Origin of the sequence: Clostridium polyendosporum (assembly GCF_018332455.1) — a bacterium.
GTDB lineage: Bacteria > Bacillota > Clostridia > Clostridiales > Clostridiaceae > Clostridium_AY > Clostridium_AY polyendosporum.
Genome location: NZ_BOPZ01000006.1, coordinates 88311 through 106885, shown reverse-complemented (window position 1 = coordinate 106885; position 18575 = coordinate 88311). Strand labels below are relative to the sequence as shown.

Here is an 18575-nt window from a genome sequence, read left to right as displayed (position 1 = left end):
AAAGGAACATCTGAAAAGTGTAGATAATAATGACATAATTTAAAATGATTATACTTAATGGTTGAAGCATACTCCATAATAAAAAACTCCGAATTATTTCAGAGCTCAATTAGTTACTATAGGATTTATGAATGTGTAATCCCCTGCTTTATGAGCTTCACTTAGAATCTTATTGTGTACCCTTCTAACTTCCTCTGGGGTGATCATGGCTTCTATACCAGGATTTTCTGCATAGAAAGCTTTTAAATGTCCATACTCACTTCTTAGAGTTCTTAGTAATATTAGAACTTCTTCATAATTGAAATCTACTTTCATAAGTGACCTCCTAAATTGTGATTATTTATGTATTCTACAATCATCATCAAATTCCTTTAAATGGAAATATATTAATTGACATAAAAATATGAAGGGAAAAGTTTTATAAAAATAAAAAGCCCTAGGTAATCCAGAACTTCTTAGTATATTGTGTTGATGACATTTACTATATGCAGTAATCGATTGTGTCATCTATTTACACGCCTTAACCATTTGTATTAATAGCTATACAATATATAAAAAAATAAGCCCCATCGTAAAGGCTCATTGAGTTATACTATTTATTACATCTGAGAAATTTACCTTCCTAGTTACACTAAAATTAAACCTCCACTTTAAATGACACCTTTCAATTAGCGAAGAAATATTGAAGGTATTACTAATCCGTTACTAAGTGTTATTTAAACCATCTAGAACATTCAGAACATTAAGTAAGCTATATGCCTATTCATATTCCAAAATTAATGGAGGTATTTATGTCAATGTTTATAGACTATCCATATTAAAATATTATTCATTCCTTATATCTGCATAGCGTAACACTCTATCTATCATCTGTCCCTCTTTCTTTAATAGCGTTAATAGATAAACGTCGGATAGCAGTTTTTCTTTCTTCTTTCTTAATAAACTTAGCACTTCTTCTTGGAACTTTATTTCCTCCAAGCACTTATTAATTATATCATTAAACTTATCAATTTTTTTACGCTTACTATCTAGCTCTTCAACTAACTTTTCTGCATCTAGGTTCACTATGTTTATCTTCATTGCTAGTTACCCCCCTTCCCCTCTTTATTCTGCTCTTAGGCTTTCTTCTCTCAGCTCTTTTCCTTATGCTACTTTATGATTATACTTAAATTATATTACACGCTTTTACAAATTACAACATAATATTTAACTTTTTCCAAACCTTCGACACTTTTAGAACTGAAAAATAAAAAAGAAGAGCATCTATCATTGCTGATATAACTGTACGTACAATCTTTAGGGGGGAATACCCTTTCTTACGTAGAAGCAGATACATGGAAAAGGGGTGTGTACTACTGGCGTTAAGAATGATATACCTCAAGCTGAAGTATCCTCTTTAATGAATATCATCATAGCCAAAGATATATTCTTAACTAAGGGTGGAACTTTAATCTCTAAGTATAGTGCTCAATTAACACAAAGACAAACTACTAAGTTTGATGTTCAGTAGAGATCTATAGTGTTTTAGTTATAAAAAAGGGATCAGTTTCATTAAAATGTGAACTGAACCCTTTTTCTTTATGTTTAATCAGTCTTTAATTTTATTTTAGGCTTTTAACTCCGGTTTCTAATATTTCCATTTGCAGCAGTGTCTGCTCATCCGTAATGGTTTTATCTTTGTCATTTATGATGGCTTCATATAAATCATCATATACTCTTCCATAATCACCATTTACGGATTTAACTTTTTCTTCGTGGATTGTACCTTCCTTATCAATATAGGTTAGTACGCCATAATGCTGTATTGTATCTACTCCAAAATCTTTATTATCAGGCATATAAAACAGCTTTAAATGCTCTTCCTGACGATCCTTGGTTTCTTTCACAAAGCATCCCTTTTTGCCGTATACGACGAAGCTTGGTCTTTCTTTAATTCTAAAATAACTGGATTTTACAGATACTTTTAAATTGCCGTAATACAAATCCAAGTCAAAATAATCATTCATTCTTCCTTGGCCCAATAATTGCCTAACATCATAGTGTATATGATCCGGCTTGCCAAAATAGCTAATGACCTGGTCCAATGTGTGACAGCCATGTCCATATAAATATGACCACATAGGATTAAAATTATGAACAGATTCCGGTACTTCTGGACGGTAATAATCAAAATGCATTTCCACTTCCAGTAAGTCTCCTAGTTTTCCATCCTCAATGACCTTTTGGACTGTTAAAAAGTCACTGTCAAAACGTCTGTTTTGATATGCCTGAACAATCAATCCTTTTTCTTTTGCCAACGCAAATATTTCTTTTGCCTGTTCCGAGGTTTCCATAAAAGGTTTTTCAACCAAACAGTTCTTATTATGTTCCAATACTAGTTTTGCATATTCATAATGACTATCATGTCTTGTACAAACCACGATGAGTTGGATGTCCTCGTCATTTAATAATTCATTCAAATCCGAAGTATAATTGACTCCTGAAATTCTTTTCCAGCTTTCATGCTCAGGGTTTCTTTGAAAGATTGTTTTTACCTTTATATTTTCTCTTTGTAGTACGAATGGTAGATGATATCTGTTAGTACTTTTACCGTTTCCGATATAACCAATTGTAAGCATAGCAGCCTCCCTAAAATATATTTATATCATTTCAATATCTGCTGGAATACTGAGAATAGTTGCTGAACATATTTTTAATATTATATTTACTCGCAAGATCTTTGCTTACCGCTTCACTTCTTTTTGTGTAATAAATAGCTATTAGTTCTATTTTATTTAAGTACGGAGTTATTGTCAAGAAATCCCATACAATCATTCCTGATCCTACAATACATAATTTCATATTTTTTACCTTCTGCATTTTTAATATATGATTATACTTTCGAAACCACTCTAACTCCGTTTTCACCTGCAATAATTATCTTGGTAACCTCTTTTGTAAATAAAGCTGTTCCGATAACACCATCAATATTATTTAAAGTATCTAAAAGATAATTGTTTCCCTAACCCAAATTACATCACAAATGAAAGAGGGTACCGCAAGATACCCAGTATAGTCTAAAACTATAAAACTGTTAATCTATTCAATGTTACATATCCATACAATTATTGATAAATACCCTCTAAAATTTGAGAGCTTGTCCTTAAAATTAATACTTACTATATTATCTCTTATATTTGAACGTCCTCACCCATGAAATATCTTCTTGGGTTACTGATTCTATTGTATTACCCAAAGAGAAAATTTTTAATTATGAAACTTACTTTGAAACTTAACGTGCGGCTTTTAATAGCAAAATTGATTTTTACATATAAACCATGTACCTTTCAGAAATTTCATCCTCATCAATACAATCAACTATAATTGTATCATCTTCTGTAGTAATTGACTTTATATAAAGAGGTTCTGTAAGGACTAATACCTCTTTTTCACGTTCATATGTTTTATTTTTATAATTATCATATAAATCAAAGGATTTTTGATTTTTCATTCTAATAATTACTTTAGAAAAAAAAGAATTATCACCTGATTTATATATATAATCTACATTATATCCATCCTTCTTTAAGGAATTTAAAACATTCTCATCTATAAATAACTTGTTTGAAAATTCTTTTGCTATATTATAATTTTTTGAAAAAGATATAACTTTATTATGGCAATATTTGTTAATATCCTTTCCTATCTTTAATACAATATTAGGAGCAAAAATACCTCTATAGATTTCACAATTTAATATTTTTGATTGTTTTTGAACTAATTCAATTAAATCATTAGTTATCAAATCACCTTCTACATAGGTATCATAAATTAGTTTTTCCTTAGAAGTACACATACATAATCAACTCCTTATCTAAATCTAAGATATATATATACTTTTAAATTTAATTTTTACATTCAAATAGTTTTTGTATAATTAGAATCACAGAATCTTTTGTAGATTTATTAATGAACAAATGTATTATGGAAATAAATAATGTATTCGTTTACATAATTATATAATATGCCCATTTAACTGTCAATCTGACAAATTTACTAAAAAAATAAAATAAATATAGCGAAAATTTACAATATGTTATTTTACTATATTTTACAAAAATACTTTGACTTATTATTTGTTTTAATGTTACTAATTTCATAAATAGTGGTATAATATATTTAAAAAGGTGATTTTTATGAAAAAAACAAGAGAAAAATTCATTGGATGTTTACTAGGTGGTTCTATTGGAGATGCTCTTGGATATCCAATAGAATTTTTGAAACTTAATGAAATATATGATAAGTACGGTACAAATGGCATAGAAGATTTGAAGGTAAATATGTTTTCTGGTAATGCTCTTATTTCTGATGATACACAAATGACATTATTTACTGTTGAAGGCATATTAAATTTTGAAAATAAAAGAAAAAATGGAGAAAACATCAGCATTTCTAAATGTATATTTTATTCTTATGAAAGATGGCTGCATACTCAAGGATATCCTATCTCAAAGGAATATGAGTATCTTCTTGAAGATGTGAGTTCCCCACTTTTTAAATATGAAGAATTATTTTCACAAAAAGCCCCCGGAAATAGTTGTATTACAGCTTTAGTACGTGCTAAAAACAATAAATTCGGTACTATTAAAAAACATATCAATAAAAGTAAAGGCTGTGGTGGAGTAATGAGGGCGGCTCCAGCTGGCTTATATTTTATGAATAGAAATAAGGATGCATTCAATCTTGGATGCGAATTGGCTGCAATTACTCATGGTCACCCTACAGGGTATCTATCTGCGGGCGCTTTTGCAAGCATAATTTCAGATTTATGTGCTTTCTTATCAATTGAAGATGCAGTAAAAAATGCCATCAAAATACTAGAAGATATGGAAAGTAACGAAGAAACAATAAATGCATTAAAAAAGGCAGTTTCCTTAGCTAAGGATGGTAATCCAAGTCCAGAAAAGCTTTCACATCTGGGAGATGGTTGGATTGCTGAAGAAGCACTATCAATAGCTATATACAGTGTTCTTTCTTATCCAGAAGATTTTGAAAAAGCATTGAAGCTTTCAGTAAACCATAGTGGAGATAGTGATAGTACTGGTGCTATTTGCGGAAATATATTGGGAGTAAAATTAGGCTTAGAATCTATTCCCAAACAATGGATTGATAAGTTAGAATTAGCTGATTTAATAAAGGAAATGGCAGAAAAACTCTATAATAATGTAGAGAGCAAAGTTTATTGAAAAGAGTCAATGTTTGAATAAAAACACCTTCCATATCAATATAAAATGGAAGGTGTTTTTTCAAAATTCTCTTTAACAAATTCTTAACTCTATTTTCCCCCTTTATTTATGGTATGGCTCAGAGTATCTAATTCCGTATAAAGTTATGTCACAATCTATTACATTGGCGACACTTCTTAAATTGAACTATTTATAAACTTTTAACTTCTCATTATTAGCCTAATGAGTATGAATAATGGAAAGTACTTAATAGACTTTCTTAGCCCTATTACTCATACATGATTTACGTCATAATTTATAAAATTGATGACACTTCTTAGTATCTGAGTAATTAAAATTTCTACCAATATGGGAAGTTATATCTTTTATAATGGTTTTATTTGAGGTACGGTTCAGCGTATCAGTTGTAAGTGCTAACACTTTTTATTGTTTTCTTCTTCAATTAATATATAAACGCTGATGTTCTTAATTAATTTCCTTTATTACACACAAATTTTTATATTTACAGAATTCATCATCAATACCTATTTAGAAACAAACATTTCTATAAACTAGACTTAATTCCTTCAAGTACATAATTTACCAAGTTTTCTACAAAGGTACTATCAATTACTTCTCCAGTTATCAATAATCTATAGAATACAGGTCCCCAAATTAAATCAATACTTACCTCTATATTCAGATCTTTTCTCAATTCTCCTCTTGAAATTCCACGTTCTAAAATTTGTTTTGAAATATTTCGGCGAGGCTTAAAATATATTGTACGATATGTCTCAGCTAACTTTGGATCAGACTGTCCTTCTGCTATTATTTCAGTAATTACATTTCCTTCCCTACTCATTAGAAATTTTACAAAATTATTGACTTGGATTAACATATCCTTAATAGTTGACCCTGTATCAGGTATTGGAAGCTTCGTATTAGTAGCATTTAAGAAACCATCCACAACAACAGCAGCTTTGTTTGGCCACCACTTGTAAATAGTAGCTTTGCTAACCCCAGCTCTTTCAGCAATCTTTTCAATTGTAACAGCTCCAAAACCATTTTCAAGCAATAAGTCATATGCAGCGGAAAGAATAGCAGTCTTAGTTTTTTCGCAACGAGGACGTCCTAATTTATTCTCCATTATAATTACCTCCATTGTATTTAATTTATAATAATATACTTAATAAACTATACGTATATTATACTATATATTTTTTTGTTTTAAAGATAAAAAAACTATTTACAATACTGAACGTTTAGTATATTATATATTTATAAACTAAACGTTCAGTTTTATATTGATTAACTTTATCATTTTAACGAAAAAGTTAAATTGTAAGACACCTAACAGGTACAATAACTAGACTCAATCAAATTAAATACCTACTAATTGATAAAGTGTTCAAATGTTATTAATTATATTAGGAGGAAAAATCAATGAAAGTTGTAGTTTTTAACGGAAGTCCTAATAAAGAAGGTAATACTTATCATGGAATAAAAATAGTTGTTGATGAAATCGAAAAAGAAGGAATAAAGACAGAAATTATTCACGTAGGCAATAAATCTATTAGAGGCTGTATTGCTTGTGGATATTGTACAAAAAATAAAAATGGAAAATGTGCTATTGCTACAGATCCAGTTAACGATTGGATTGAAAAGATGAAGGATGCCGACGGAATAATCTTAGGATCACCAGTGCACTATTCAGCAATTGCTGGAACAATGAAGTCATTTTTAGATAGAGCTTTTCGTGTGGCAGAAGCCAATGATAGTATGTTAAGGCATAAAGTTGGAGCTGCCGTAGTAGCAGTAAGACGTACAGGTGGAATTCCAACCTTTGATCAGTTAAATAATTACATTAATCATTCTGAAATGCTCATCCCTACTTCTAACTATTGGAATATTATTAATGGACGACTACCAGGTGAAGCAATGCAGGACGAAGAAGGAATACAAATAATGAGGATATTAGGTAAAAATATGGCTTGGCTTATGAAACTTATTGAAAATGGGCAAGGAATTATAAAGAAACCAGAAAGAGAAGAAAAGATTTTTACTAATTTTATTCGATAAATTATTATTTGCCCTATTCATTCGATAATTTTTACTACTTTAGAATAGATTTTTATCACTTATAATTTCAAACATTTATTCAATCAAATGTATTATTAAAATCTAAGGAAGTGATTTATAAATGTATCAATCAAATAATACTGTAATAACAACAAATTCATTAATAAATAATCTTGAAACTAAACCCATATTGACTAATTTATTAATTTTAGTCATGTCCATAGCTTGTGGACTTACTGTAGCAAACTTATATTATATCCAGCCTCTCTTAGCTGATATAGCAAAAACCTTTCATGTTAACCAATTAATCATAGGTTTTGCAGCTATGCTTACGCAAATAGGTTATGCAATTGGAATGATATTTATATTGCCTTTGGGAGATATAAAAGAAAAGAGAAACTTAATAGAAATAATGCTTTTATGCTCAATAATCTCACTTATGAGTATGTTCTTCTCTTCAAATATATATATTCTCATAATTTCTTCCTTTGCTGTTGGATTTACTTCTATTATTCCTCAACTTATTATTCCTTTAGCAGCACAACTATCAAATCCACAGCAAAGAGGGCAAACTATTGGTACAATAATGAGCGGTTTGTTAATTGGAATATTACTTTCTCGTACAGTCAGCGGCATCTTAGGCGGCTACTTCGGCTGGAGAACAGTTTATCTTATTGCAGCAATTATGATGCTTGCTCTCATGCTTATTCTAAGAAAATTGATACCCTTATGCCAACCTATTTCTGACATTAAATATACTCAACTGTTAAAATCAATGATACACCTAATAAAAACTGAACCAAGTTTAAGAGAAACCTCTATTAATGGTGCATTAATGTTCTCAGCTTTTAGTGCTTTTTGGACATCCCTTATATTTTTACTTGAAAGTTCTCATTACAATATGGGAGCTGAAGCGGCAGGTTTATTTGGATTAGTTGGTATTAGCGGTGCTCTTGCTGCTCCGATAGTTGGAAAGGTAGCAGATAAAAGAGGTTCAAGATTTGCTATAGGTATATGTATAATCGTAGTTATAATTGCTTATTTATTCTTCTTTCTATTTGGTTTTAAAATTTGGGGACTTATTTTAGGAATCATTCTTCTAGATTTAGGAGTACAATCTTGCAATGTTTCTAACCAGGCAAGAGTACATTCTTTAAACGAAAAAACACGTAATAGACTTAATACTATTTATATGGTCAGTTTTTTTCTTGGAGGAGCATTAGGTTCATTTTTAGGTTCCTATAGCTATTCTCACTTTGGATGGTATGGAGTTTGCACTTTTGGAATGGCAACTCAAATCATAGCAATTATTCTACACAAGTTTGGAAAAAAATCATAAAAATATGTTTTTATCAATTTAAATTTTATAATGAAGGAGAATAAATTATGAATTTAATAACTATATACCCAGACAAATGTATAAAATGCGGTCTTTGTGTAAATGAATGTCCAGAAAATGTATTGCTTTTAGGAAAAAATGGTCCTAAAGAAATTTTTCCTGAAAACTGTATTGCCTGTGGTCATTGTGTAGCTATTTGTCCAAGAGAAGCTATTGATAATAAAAAAACTCCACTAAGTAATCAAATTAGCACAAAAGACTTTCCAAAATTAAGTTCTGAAGAAACTAAAAACTTTCTTCGTTCAAGACGTTCAATCAGATCTTATAAAGAAACATCTGTTCCGAAAGAAAAATTAATTGAGCTTGTTAATATTGCTCACTTCGCTCCTACTGGAAGTAATCTACAAGGAATATCTTATATAATTGTAGATGATAAAAGCATACTTAACAAAGCTATTAAACTTACTATTGAAAGACTAAGCAGAGATGAATTATTAAACGAAAGATTCCATCACTATATTGAGTCTTATAATAACAAAAGAATTGACACTGTTTTTCGCGGAGCACCTTGTCTTATTTTAGCAACTGCTGATACAAATTTTACACGAGGAAGAGAAAATTCTATTTTTTCATTAGCATATCTGGAATTATATGCTCCCTCCCTCGGATTAGGTTCTTGTTGGGCTGGAGTCTTTGAAAAAATTGCACTCGAAGATAATTCCCCAATGCTTGAATTATTCAATATTCCTAAAGGTAAAAAAATAACAGGAGCAGTTATGGTAGGATATCCAAAATACAATTATCCAAGGTTAGTTGATAGAAATCCACTAGAAGTTTCTTTTTTATCAATCTAAAATATAAAATCATAATAAGGACTTACCTTAATATGGTAAGCCCTACTCTATTAACTATACATCAATAATATTGATTAACATAAGATATAAAAAATCTAAAATTTTGATGATTAAAATATTGCGTATCATTTCATCACTTTATTCAAAAAAACCCTTTTCTTGTAACAATTCTTTAGTATCATTCCACAGTTTATTTTGCATATTGCTGTCTCCTCCAGGATACACAGGAATAATAGGCTTACCACTTCCAACATTAAAATATCCACCAGTCACACCCTTATATTGCTCTTCTACAGCTAAACGAACAATAATATCTGCACCTTTGCGTGGATCTCCAATATTGAAAAACTTTAATATACGCTCAAGTGCAGCAGCAAACCAAAGTTCACGCCCAAGACCCGTAACATTAAAACCCGGATTAAGTGCATTAACAGTAACTCCTATATTGGAAAGTTTACGTGCCAATTCTGCTGTAAACATAATATCAAGTAGTTTAGTTTTTCCATTTCTTTTAAATTTATTGAAATAATTCATTAGCTTTTATTTCAGGATGGTGATATCGTCCTCTTTTCAAGGTATTTTTCTTATATTGTATAGATTTTTGTGGACACCACTGCATACAAGCAACGCAAGTTTCACATTGATGCTTCCACTGTGGCTTTCCATCAATCATATCAATATTGTTTGCAGGACAAACCTTCGAACATGTTCCACAGCCATTACATTTTTCTGTTGTCCAAAAATTCTTATCTTTATCATTTGGCTTAAAGAAAGTACTGTATAGTAAACCAATGATAGCTTTTTTTATTCCGCCAGCTTTATTTGATTTATTAGTCTCATTTCTTTCTACACTAGATGCTATTTTTAATATTTGTTCATTTGCGTCTTTAAAACACTCGGCCTGTTTTTCCTCCGGAAATGGTGAATACATAACTTGATAATTTCCTGGCATGGCTACTTTAAAGCTTGCAGAAAGAGAAGCTCCTTTTTTATTTAATATGTCATCAATTTGATCAAAAGATATTCCTGCACCACCGCCAAAAGTTGCAACTGCAAAAATATACGTGTCTTCATTTACTTGCAGATTTTCTATAAACTTTTTTACCATATCAGGTATTCCGCCAAAGTATACAGGGTATACAAAACCTATCTTATCTGATGAAGTGTCATTAGTAATGGATAGATTTTTCTTAGAAATTTGCACAAGTTTTGAGTCTTCTAATTGCTCATTTAAATCTTTTGCAACCTTTAACGAATTGCCTGTTCCACTAAAAAAATAAATTGTTGTACTCATTGTAACCTCCAAATTTTATTATTAAAATTCCGTCTTGATAAGAAGAATATGTACTAACCTTATAGTTCAAGTTTTCTCCCCTCATATATTGGAATATCAATAAACTTATTTATTTTATACTGCAATAGACGATTTACCTACTTTAATTATACACTACATCTCTATTAATCTACCTCTCTAGATTATATCTTCTTATGAATGCACTTTTAAAATACATCTATAAGGAGGCATAATAGAACAATCTGACTGTATTGAGTTTCTCAATACGGTTTTGTTATTTAATAAGAATCTCATTGTATAGGTAATCTTAATTTAATTTGAATTTTTAATAGCAATAGAAATGTGATTAAAGAGGAGAAAATAGTATTATTTCTACGGTAAACTGTATTATTTTTACAAAGAACTGTATTACTTTTACAAAGAACTGTATTAACAACCCAAGTAAATGTTTATGTGTAATTTAAAGAGAATATAATAGCAAAAAAGAAATCTTTATTACCAACATTTAAATAAAACCTATCCAAATATTGGTAATTAGTGATTATTTAAATCTAAAATACAAAAAATTCAGTAAAACTTGATATTATTTGGTGTTGATACACAAAAATTGGCATGTTAATTGCTTTATCATATTGAATAACCAAAAGATTACTATAAACACTGTAAACGTTTATAAAGAAAAAAAGGGGGGAGACATTATGAAATTAAAATCAACTTTATCGGGTGTTTTGTCAGCATGTTACATTCTCGGATCAACATTAATACCTGCTGTACCGGTGTTAGCAGCGCCAACATATACTGAGTTATATAGACCGCAATTTCACTATACACCAGGTGAAAAATGGATGAATGATCCAAATGGTATGTTCTACTTAGATGGAGAATATCATTTATTCTATCAATATTATCCAAGTGGTATTGAATGGGGGCCAATGCACTGGGGCCACGCTGTAAGTACAGATTTAATTCATTGGACTGAATTACCTATAGCATTGTATCCAGATGAGTTGAATTGGGCTTTTTCAGGTAGTGCAGTAGTAGATTACAATAATACAAGCGGGCTAGGAATTAATGGACAGCCACCTATTATAGCTATGTATACTAGCGCTAGAAATATAAATGGCGTTGATTATCAGGAACAAAGTATTGCATATAGTAATGATAAAGGTAGAACTTGGAAGAAGTATGAAGGTAATCCTGTAATACCATATCCAACAGCACCAGGAGAAGCAGCAGATTTCCGTGATCCAAAGGTATTCTGGTATGATGAAGGAGGCGGAGCAGGACATTGGGTTATGACTCTTGTTCAACATGACGAAGCTAGAATATTTACTTCACCTAACCTTAAACAATGGACACAAACTGATTCAGTAAAAAGTGCAACTAATTTAGATATAACTGACCCTAATGGCGATTGGGAATGTCCAGAATTATTCCCACTTCAGGTAGATGGTGGTGCTACAACAAAATGGGTAATGATTGTAAGTATTAACCCAGGCGCTAAATATGGATCAGGTACAGTATATTTAATTGGTAACTTCGATGGACAACACTTCACAAATAAACAAATTTTCGAGGATGGAAAGGATTTTCAATACCTTGACTCAGGTTCAGATAACTATGCAGGTGTTACTTGGTCAAACGTACCTAATTCACAAAACAAGAAAACGTTTATAGGCTGGATGAGTAACTGGAGATATGGGACTTCTACTCCAACAGACCCAGCTGGAACTTGGAGAAGTGCTATGACAGTTCCAAGAGAATTACAGCTTAAAACAATTAATGGAAAAGTAAGATTAATTGATAATCCTGTAACACAATTAGATAGTATTAAAGGAACAGCTCAAAATTGGACAAATCAAACAATAGTTCCAGGAGGAGCTAACTTGCTTTCAGGAGTAAATAGTAAGCAATACGAGCTTAATGTAGAATTTAGAACTGATAACACAACTGCTACTGAATTTGGTTTCAAAGTTCGTACGGGCGGTTCACAATATACTAAGGTATATTACGATAAGACTAATTCTCAGTTAAAAATTGATAGATCAAATTCAGGTGCACGACCTTCAAATAATGGTGCTGATTTTGATATTATTCATAATGCATCAGCTACACCAATTAATAACACCATAAAGATGAAAGTATTAATTGATGCAAGTTCTGTTGAATTATTTGGAAATGACGGACAAGTTTCTATGACTGATGTTATCTTCCCAGATGATGCCAGCAGAGGAGCTTCACTATATACTGTAGGTGGTAATGTTACAGTAAACTCACTTAGCTATACACCTTTAAATTCAGCTACTCCAAAGCAAGCTCCGACATATGTTCAAGGTGCTAAGGAATTAAAGAATCATGATTTCGAAACAGGTGATTTAAGCGGTTGGACTGTATTAAGTGGTAACGCATTTACTGATGCAGATGTTACAAACTTAGCTACAGCACAAGGTGGAAGTGGAGAAACATTTAATAAAAATGGAACCTATCACTTATGGAGCTTTAAGAATGGTGGAGATGCTGAAACAGGATCAATAAAATCAGAAAACTTTATACTTGATAGTGGTAATATTGACTTTTTGGTTTCAGGTGGAAACGATTTAAATAATCTTAAGGTGTCACTAATTAGAGCATCAGATGGTTATGAAATAGCTAAAGCGACAGCGGCAAACAGTGAAACTTATACAAGAACAACCTGGAGCAGTGCTAGTTTAGCTCCATATGTTGGTACAGAAGTTTATATAAAGGTTACTGATAATGCTACAGGCGGTTTTGGACATATCAACGTAGATGATATTAATGTTCCAATAAAAGCTGTTTCAGGTATAGCTAACCATGATTTTGAAACTGGAGATTTAACTGGCTGGAAAACAATTAGCGGAAATGCATTTAAATCTAGTAATGTAACACTAAAAACAGATTGGTGGGGTGGAACTCACAATCAAAATAATAATTACTTCTTAAGCGGTTTCAAAGAAGGGCAGGATACACTTACTGGAGCAATAAGATCTCAAAACTTTGTACTTACTGGAAATGGAAAAATAGATCTTAAAGTAAGTGGTGGAAACGATATACTTAATGAATATGTAGCGCTTTGCAGAGCTTCTGATAATGCTATATTATATAAAGCAACAGGTACAGATAGTGATACATTAAGAACAGTAAGCTGGGATGCTTCTGCGTTCCTTGGTACTGAATGTTATATAAAGGTTGTAGATAATTCTACCGGATCATGGGGTCATATAAACGTAGATGATATTAATGTTGGTAGATTTGAAAGTAACCTTACAGGAACTTGGACTTCATTAAGTGGTACTTGGAGCAATGTAACAGGCGGTAAGATGGGAACTAACGCAGGCGGAGATTCATTCTACCTTAATGGTCAAACAGCTACAGACTTCGTATTAGAAGGTGATGTTAAACCTGTAGGTGGAGCTGCAGCAGGGCTTGTATTTAGAGCAAATTCAACAGCTACACAATTCTACGTTGCAAACGTAGATAGAGGTGGAATGATAAAGTTATGGAAAGCTGGCGGAACAGTTTTAGGAACATTTAATACACCAATTAGTGATAATACAACTTACAAATTAAAAGTTGTAGCTAGTGGAAGCAACATAAAAGTTTACTTAAACAATAGTGCAGATCCAGTAATTAATGTTAATGATTCTAGCTATGCAAGTGGACAATTTGGTTGCAATGTATTTAACGGTGCATCTATATTCAATGATATAAAAGTTAGTACATTTAACACAAACTTAAAAGGTTTCTATAGACCATCTGGTACTTGGTCTGATGTTGCTGGTGGAAAACAAGGAACTGTAGCTGCAAATACTAACGGTTTCTTAATGTCAACTACTCAAGGAAGTGACTTCACATATGAAGGTGACTTAAAGGTAAGTTCATCAACTGCAGCAGCAGGACTTGTATTCAGATCAGATGCTAATGCTACTAAGTTCTATTGTGCAAATATTGATGCTACTGGCGTTGTAAAATTATGGGGACCAGGACTTCCAGATAGAACAGCTACTGTATCAATTACTCCAAATACAGTATATCACTTAAAAGTGGTAACTTCTGGAGATAATATAAAAGTATACTTTAACAATGGTAGTACACCAGTAATTGATGTTAATAATGGAACATACAAAGGCACTAGATTTGGTGTAAATGTATGGAATGGTACAGGTTCATTCCAAAACATTGTTAAACGTTAATTAAAGCCACCAACTATTTACTCTATAAATGGGCCTGTCTCAAAATTATTTTTGAGGCATAGCCCTATTTCTATTTTTTCCACAGAAAAATAGAAAATAATATGTTATAACCAAAACTCAGAAGTGTAAATTCTGTTTTAACATTTTTCTTTCCTCCAGTAAATTGTTTTATACTATTCTGTAATTCATCCGCCTCTACTATTTCAAACTTTTCTTCTGACGTATATCTGGTTCTTTTAGACATAAAAACGCTCCTCCTTCCGATAAACAAACTTTTATTCTTTATCTGTCTACCTTAAGGGGAGCATATCAAATTTACTATTTATTTGCATATTGGCTCATTATTTATATTCTATTAAATTCTAAACATAGTAATATTTAAAACTGTCACATGATATTTGTTAAATTTACAAAATAAACTTTTCTATTTCTAAAGCTACTCCATCATTTTGTACTGTATCTGTAACTTTTTTAGCATAACTTTTGACATAATCATCAGCATTTCCCATAGCTATTCCACATCCTACTGAAGATAACATCTCTATATCATTTTTCCCATCACCAAAAGCATAACTATTTTCTAAGGGAATATTTAAACAATCCAGTACTTTTAATATTCCTGAAGCTTTTGTATTTGTTTTTGAATATAATTCAAAAGAACCTTTTTCTATATTATGAAGATAATCATAATCACCATTTCCTAAGGATAAACAATAATCTATTCCTTTTTTATCATTACATAGCATTTCGATTTTATATATGTCTACTTCTTCAAGATTATAATTACCTTCTAAATATTTTTTAGGTATACTATAAGAATCATAGAATAAATGTAATTCTTTATATTCATCTTTAATATAGGAGTATGTTTCACCCTGTAATATATATTGAATTTTACGCTGTTCAAAATTATATACCAACTCTTTTATAGAATCTTTCTTAATAGACTCTTTATATATACATTCGTCTTTGACTTTTACATATGCTCCGTTGGTAAGTACAAAACCATCAAACCCAAAATTACGTATAGCTTCATTTAGAAAAGCATACGGTCTGCCGGTTGCAATAAAAACATAATTCCCCTTTGCTTGCAATGCACGTATAGCCTTTTTTACTCTAGGAGTAATATCTGTTATTCCATTTAAACAGTCTATTAAAGTTCCATCTATATCAAAAAATACTGCCTTTTTCATAAATTCCTCTCTCCCCCTCCTAACAATTTATTCTCATTTAATGTAATTTATTACTATTTAATATCATTTTATTCCATTTATTCCTAATCGTCAATTGATTTAATTGAATTTTAGTATTATAATTACTAAAATAGAATTAAATGAGAATAAATTGGAGGAAACTATGTTTATCGAAGAAAGACATAAACATATCTTAGATCTATTAGAAAGAGACGGAAAAGTATTAGTAAAGGATTTAAGTGCACAATTTAAAGTAAGTGAAAGTATGATTCGAAAAGATCTTCGGGTTTTAGAGAAAAATTACTTATTGCAACGCACTTACGGTGGTGCTATTAACATAAAACGTACTATAGTAAATGCTGAGCGTTTCTTCAAGAGAATTGAAAAGAATACAGATTTAAAAGAAATCATTGCAAAAAAAGCATATGAGCTAATTAAAGATGGTGATACAATCTTTTTAGATGCATCAAGTATTTCCTATCTCCTTACAAAGCTGCTTATACAAAATAATAAAAATATCACTTTAATAACAAACATGGTTGAAATATCATCACTGCTTCACCTGGATTTAAAAACTCATGTTATTTTTATAGGCGGAGATTACAATCCTTTTGTAGGTGGAAATATAGGTTCTCATTCTATTGAACAAATTAAACTTTATCGTTGTAATAAGTCATTTATAGGATGTAGTGGAATAGATCTTAGAGATGGAAGTATTAGTTCTGGTATATCTGAGGACGCAGGTACTAAAAAAGCAATCATGAGTATATCTAAAGAATTATATCTAATGGCACCAAATGAGAGATTCAGTCTAGATGGAATCTTCACCTTTTCAAATATAACAGATTTTCATAGTATTATTACAGAAACTGCACCCAATAATGCTGTAATAACTTTACTTAAACAATACGATGTAAATTTAATTTAAAGCTGTGATATGCTTGCTTCTGGGTGATTTTTCTCGATTTTTTTCATCTCTATACAATAACACTCCTAAATCTAGATTTAGTCAGCCATTCAATCTTTAAAAATTCTATAAATTCCTCATACATTACGTTAAAAAAAGAGCCTATGATTAAATAAGCTCTTTTTTAGCTATGCTTCTTATAATATGGATAATAAGAAGTTCATAGCTAGATATATAATTTCAATATTGTCAGTGTACAGTGTCACAATTCATAAAAATTATGAATTATTTAAAGCTAGATTTTTATTCACACAACAAGAAATATTATAATATAAATCAAATGGAAATAAGTGTAAATAACCTGAATATATTAATTATTATATGAATAGTTAATAGGAGGTAAGTATGTATATATCAGTACCAGATGTTTTTTTTGTACCAGTATATTATGCTGAAAAGGACTTAGTAATAGGCGTATCTTTTCCCACCCAAAGGGAATATAAATGGGTTAGGGATAGGGCGACTATGGAAAATTACGCTAAAGAAAAAGGAGTGACCCTAAAGATAGAAAATGCCGATACTGATGTAGCCAAGCAAGCTTCACAAGTAGAAAATCTAATATCACAAGGTATAGATATATTAATTTTAGCTCCCACAGATTCAGTAGCTACAGCACCACTGGTTGAAAAGGCTCATAAGGCAGGAATCAAGGTAATAGCTTATGATAGATCTATATACGCTATTGATTTAGATTTATATATTGCTTTTAATAACATACGAATTGGAGAACTTCAAGGACGGTTTCTTGTGCGTAGTGTTCCTAAAGGAAATTATATCATTATGTCAGGAGACCCCAAGGATGACAATTCTAGATTTATGAAAGAAGGTGCAATGGAATATATACAACCATTAGTTGCTACCGGGGATATAAAGATAGTTGCAGATAAAGCAGTGGATAACTGGGAGCCAAAGAATGCTTTTAATATAGTGAAGGATGCTTTAATTGCCAATAAAAACAAAATTGATGCTATATTAGCACCAAATGACGCTACAGCAGGTGCTGCAATTCAAGCATTGGCAGCACAAGGTTTAGCAGGTAAGGTTGTAGTAACAGGGATGGATGGAGATTTAAGTGCTATTCAAAGGATAGTTCAAGGAACTCAATCGATGACAGTATTGAAAGATTCTAGAGAATTAAGTAGGACTGCTATAGATTCTGCAATAAAATTAGCTTCGGGAGCAGGGATAGATATAAATGGTAGGGTAACAAATGTATCTTCAATTCTTCTTACACCAATAGCTATAGATAAGACTAATGTAGATAAGGTTATTATAGACAGTGGATATTACAAGAAAGAAGAAGTTTATAAAAGGTAATAGTAACTAATCAGTAGTTTTTCTTGACTTCAATCATATAGAGTAAAAAAACTCTTACCCATATTACTAGGGTAAGAGTTTTCAATTATATAATTTATATTTAAATTTCTATAATTT

17 protein-coding genes are annotated in these 18575 nt (G+C 30.9%); 8 read left to right on the top strand and 9 right to left on the bottom strand.

Going from position 1 to position 18575, the window contains the following annotated elements; genetic code table 11:
• Window positions 1-105: 105 nt before the first annotated feature.
• Both CPJCM30710_RS05385 and CPJCM30710_RS05380 read right to left on the bottom strand, forming a co-directional pair.
• A complete protein-coding gene (locus tag CPJCM30710_RS05385) occupies window positions 106-315 on the bottom strand; it encodes a hypothetical protein (RefSeq protein WP_212903150.1) in 210 nt (69 codons plus the stop codon).
• A 510-nt stretch (window positions 316-825) separates the two neighbouring features.
• Window positions 826-1080, bottom strand: a complete 255-nt coding sequence (locus CPJCM30710_RS05380) for a hypothetical protein (protein ID WP_212903149.1) — start codon at window positions 1078-1080, stop codon at window positions 826-828.
• Window positions 1081-1345: 265 nt separating this feature from the next.
• Here CPJCM30710_RS05380 and CPJCM30710_RS05375 point away from each other — a divergent pair, with 265 nt between their 5' ends.
• Window positions 1346-1510: a DUF2922 domain-containing protein gene (locus CPJCM30710_RS05375; protein WP_246503464.1), complete on the top strand. Its 165-nt coding sequence runs from the start codon at window positions 1346-1348 to the stop codon at window positions 1508-1510.
• 91 nt (window positions 1511-1601) lie between these two features.
• Here the strand turns inward: CPJCM30710_RS05375 and CPJCM30710_RS05370 are convergent, their stop codons facing one another.
• Window positions 1602-2618 (bottom strand): oxidoreductase, encoded by a 1017-nt coding sequence (locus tag CPJCM30710_RS05370; protein ID WP_212903148.1) that lies wholly within the window; start codon window positions 2616-2618, stop codon window positions 1602-1604.
• A 686-nt stretch (window positions 2619-3304) separates the two neighbouring features.
• A complete protein-coding gene (locus tag CPJCM30710_RS05365) occupies window positions 3305-3835 on the bottom strand; it encodes a hypothetical protein (protein ID WP_212903147.1) in 531 nt (176 codons plus the stop codon).
• 340 nt (window positions 3836-4175) lie between these two features.
• On the opposite strand from CPJCM30710_RS05365, the gene CPJCM30710_RS05360 reads away from it, so the two are divergent.
• Window positions 4176-5225 (top strand): ADP-ribosylglycohydrolase family protein, encoded by a 1050-nt coding sequence (locus tag CPJCM30710_RS05360; RefSeq protein ID WP_212903146.1) that lies wholly within the window; start codon window positions 4176-4178, stop codon window positions 5223-5225.
• A gap of 544 nt (window positions 5226-5769) precedes the next feature.
• On the opposite strand, the gene CPJCM30710_RS05355 is transcribed toward CPJCM30710_RS05360, so the two are convergent.
• Window positions 5770-6351 (bottom strand): TetR/AcrR family transcriptional regulator, encoded by a 582-nt coding sequence (locus CPJCM30710_RS05355; RefSeq protein ID WP_212903145.1) that lies wholly within the window; start codon window positions 6349-6351, stop codon window positions 5770-5772.
• Window positions 6352-6647: 296 nt separating this feature from the next.
• Between CPJCM30710_RS05355 and CPJCM30710_RS05350 the strand changes: the two genes are divergently transcribed.
• From CPJCM30710_RS05350 to CPJCM30710_RS05340, 3 genes are all read left to right on the top strand, one after another.
• A complete protein-coding gene (locus tag CPJCM30710_RS05350) occupies window positions 6648-7283 on the top strand; it encodes a flavodoxin family protein (protein ID WP_212903144.1) in 636 nt (211 codons plus the stop codon).
• Between the two features lie 121 nt (window positions 7284-7404).
• Window positions 7405-8622 (top strand): MFS transporter, encoded by a 1218-nt coding sequence (locus CPJCM30710_RS05345; RefSeq protein ID WP_212903143.1) that lies wholly within the window; start codon window positions 7405-7407, stop codon window positions 8620-8622.
• A gap of 47 nt (window positions 8623-8669) precedes the next feature.
• A complete protein-coding gene (locus CPJCM30710_RS05340) occupies window positions 8670-9476 on the top strand; it encodes a nitroreductase family protein (protein WP_212903142.1) in 807 nt (268 codons plus the stop codon).
• A 138-nt stretch (window positions 9477-9614) separates the two neighbouring features.
• Here the strand turns inward: CPJCM30710_RS05340 and CPJCM30710_RS05335 are convergent, their stop codons facing one another.
• Entirely contained in the window at window positions 9615-10010 is a 396-nt protein-coding gene (locus CPJCM30710_RS05335) for a Rossmann-fold NAD(P)-binding domain-containing protein (protein WP_246503463.1), read from the bottom strand.
• Entirely contained in the window at window positions 9994-10770 is a 777-nt protein-coding gene (locus tag CPJCM30710_RS05330) for an EFR1 family ferrodoxin (RefSeq protein WP_212903141.1), read from the bottom strand. The genes CPJCM30710_RS05335 and CPJCM30710_RS05330 overlap by 17 nt, the downstream gene beginning before the upstream one ends.
• Before the next feature lie 698 nt (window positions 10771-11468).
• Here CPJCM30710_RS05330 and CPJCM30710_RS05325 point away from each other — a divergent pair.
• Complete coding sequence (locus CPJCM30710_RS05325; RefSeq protein WP_212903140.1) at window positions 11469-14981, top strand: glycoside hydrolase family 32 protein; 3513 nt, start codon at window positions 11469-11471, stop codon at window positions 14979-14981.
• A gap of 70 nt (window positions 14982-15051) precedes the next feature.
• Here CPJCM30710_RS05325 and CPJCM30710_RS05320 read toward each other — a convergent pair whose 3' ends face one another.
• Together CPJCM30710_RS05320 and CPJCM30710_RS05315 are read right to left on the bottom strand one after the other, a co-directional pair.
• On the bottom strand, window positions 15052-15225 hold the full coding sequence (locus CPJCM30710_RS05320; protein ID WP_212903139.1) for a hypothetical protein: 174 nt from the start codon (window positions 15223-15225) through the stop codon (window positions 15052-15054).
• A 163-nt stretch (window positions 15226-15388) separates the two neighbouring features.
• Complete coding sequence (locus CPJCM30710_RS05315) at window positions 15389-16174, bottom strand: HAD family hydrolase (protein WP_212903138.1); 786 nt, start codon at window positions 16172-16174, stop codon at window positions 15389-15391.
• 163 nt (window positions 16175-16337) lie between these two features.
• Here CPJCM30710_RS05315 and CPJCM30710_RS05310 point away from each other — a divergent pair, with 163 nt between their 5' ends.
• Together CPJCM30710_RS05310 and CPJCM30710_RS05305 are read left to right on the top strand one after the other, a co-directional pair.
• Entirely contained in the window at window positions 16338-17102 is a 765-nt protein-coding gene (locus CPJCM30710_RS05310; protein ID WP_212903137.1) for a DeoR/GlpR family DNA-binding transcription regulator, read from the top strand.
• A gap of 384 nt (window positions 17103-17486) precedes the next feature.
• The gene (locus tag CPJCM30710_RS05305; RefSeq protein WP_212903136.1) at window positions 17487-18458 is read left to right on the top strand and encodes a sugar ABC transporter substrate-binding protein; all 972 of its coding nucleotides are present in this window, start codon (window positions 17487-17489) and stop codon (window positions 18456-18458) included.
• Window positions 18459-18575 lie beyond the last annotated feature (117 nt).

Bases quoted from the DNA above. Each gene is read 5' to 3' on its own strand.
- CPJCM30710_RS05305 (WP_212903136.1), top strand. From the start codon at position 17,487: ATGTATATATCAGTACCAGATGTTTTTTTTGTACCAGTATATTATGCT.
- CPJCM30710_RS05350 (WP_212903144.1), top strand. From the start codon at position 6,648: ATGAAAGTTGTAGTTTTTAACGGAAGTCCTAATAAAGAAGGTAATACT.
- CPJCM30710_RS05330 (WP_212903141.1), bottom strand. From the start codon at position 10,770: ATGAGTACAACAATTTATTTTTTTAGTGGAACAGGCAATTCGTTAAAG.
- CPJCM30710_RS05385 (WP_212903150.1), bottom strand. From the start codon at position 315: ATGAAAGTAGATTTCAATTATGAAGAAGTTCTAATATTACTAAGAACT.
- CPJCM30710_RS05315 (WP_212903138.1), bottom strand. From the start codon at position 16,174: ATGAAAAAGGCAGTATTTTTTGATATAGATGGAACTTTAATAGACTGT.
- CPJCM30710_RS05310 (WP_212903137.1), top strand. From the start codon at position 16,338: ATGTTTATCGAAGAAAGACATAAACATATCTTAGATCTATTAGAAAGA.
- CPJCM30710_RS05320 (WP_212903139.1), bottom strand. From the start codon at position 15,225: ATGTCTAAAAGAACCAGATATACGTCAGAAGAAAAGTTTGAAATAGTA.
- CPJCM30710_RS05380 (WP_212903149.1), bottom strand. From the start codon at position 1,080: ATGAAGATAAACATAGTGAACCTAGATGCAGAAAAGTTAGTTGAAGAG.
- CPJCM30710_RS05365 (WP_212903147.1), bottom strand. From the start codon at position 3,835: ATGTGTACTTCTAAGGAAAAACTAATTTATGATACCTATGTAGAAGGT.
- CPJCM30710_RS05360 (WP_212903146.1), top strand. From the start codon at position 4,176: ATGAAAAAAACAAGAGAAAAATTCATTGGATGTTTACTAGGTGGTTCT.
- CPJCM30710_RS05335 (WP_246503463.1), bottom strand. From the start codon at position 10,010: ATGAATTATTTCAATAAATTTAAAAGAAATGGAAAAACTAAACTACTT.
- CPJCM30710_RS05325 (WP_212903140.1), top strand. From the start codon at position 11,469: ATGAAATTAAAATCAACTTTATCGGGTGTTTTGTCAGCATGTTACATT.
- CPJCM30710_RS05370 (WP_212903148.1), bottom strand. From the start codon at position 2,618: ATGCTTACAATTGGTTATATCGGAAACGGTAAAAGTACTAACAGATAT.
- CPJCM30710_RS05340 (WP_212903142.1), top strand. From the start codon at position 8,670: ATGAATTTAATAACTATATACCCAGACAAATGTATAAAATGCGGTCTT.
- CPJCM30710_RS05345 (WP_212903143.1), top strand. From the start codon at position 7,405: ATGTATCAATCAAATAATACTGTAATAACAACAAATTCATTAATAAAT.
- CPJCM30710_RS05355 (WP_212903145.1), bottom strand. From the start codon at position 6,351: ATGGAGAATAAATTAGGACGTCCTCGTTGCGAAAAAACTAAGACTGCT.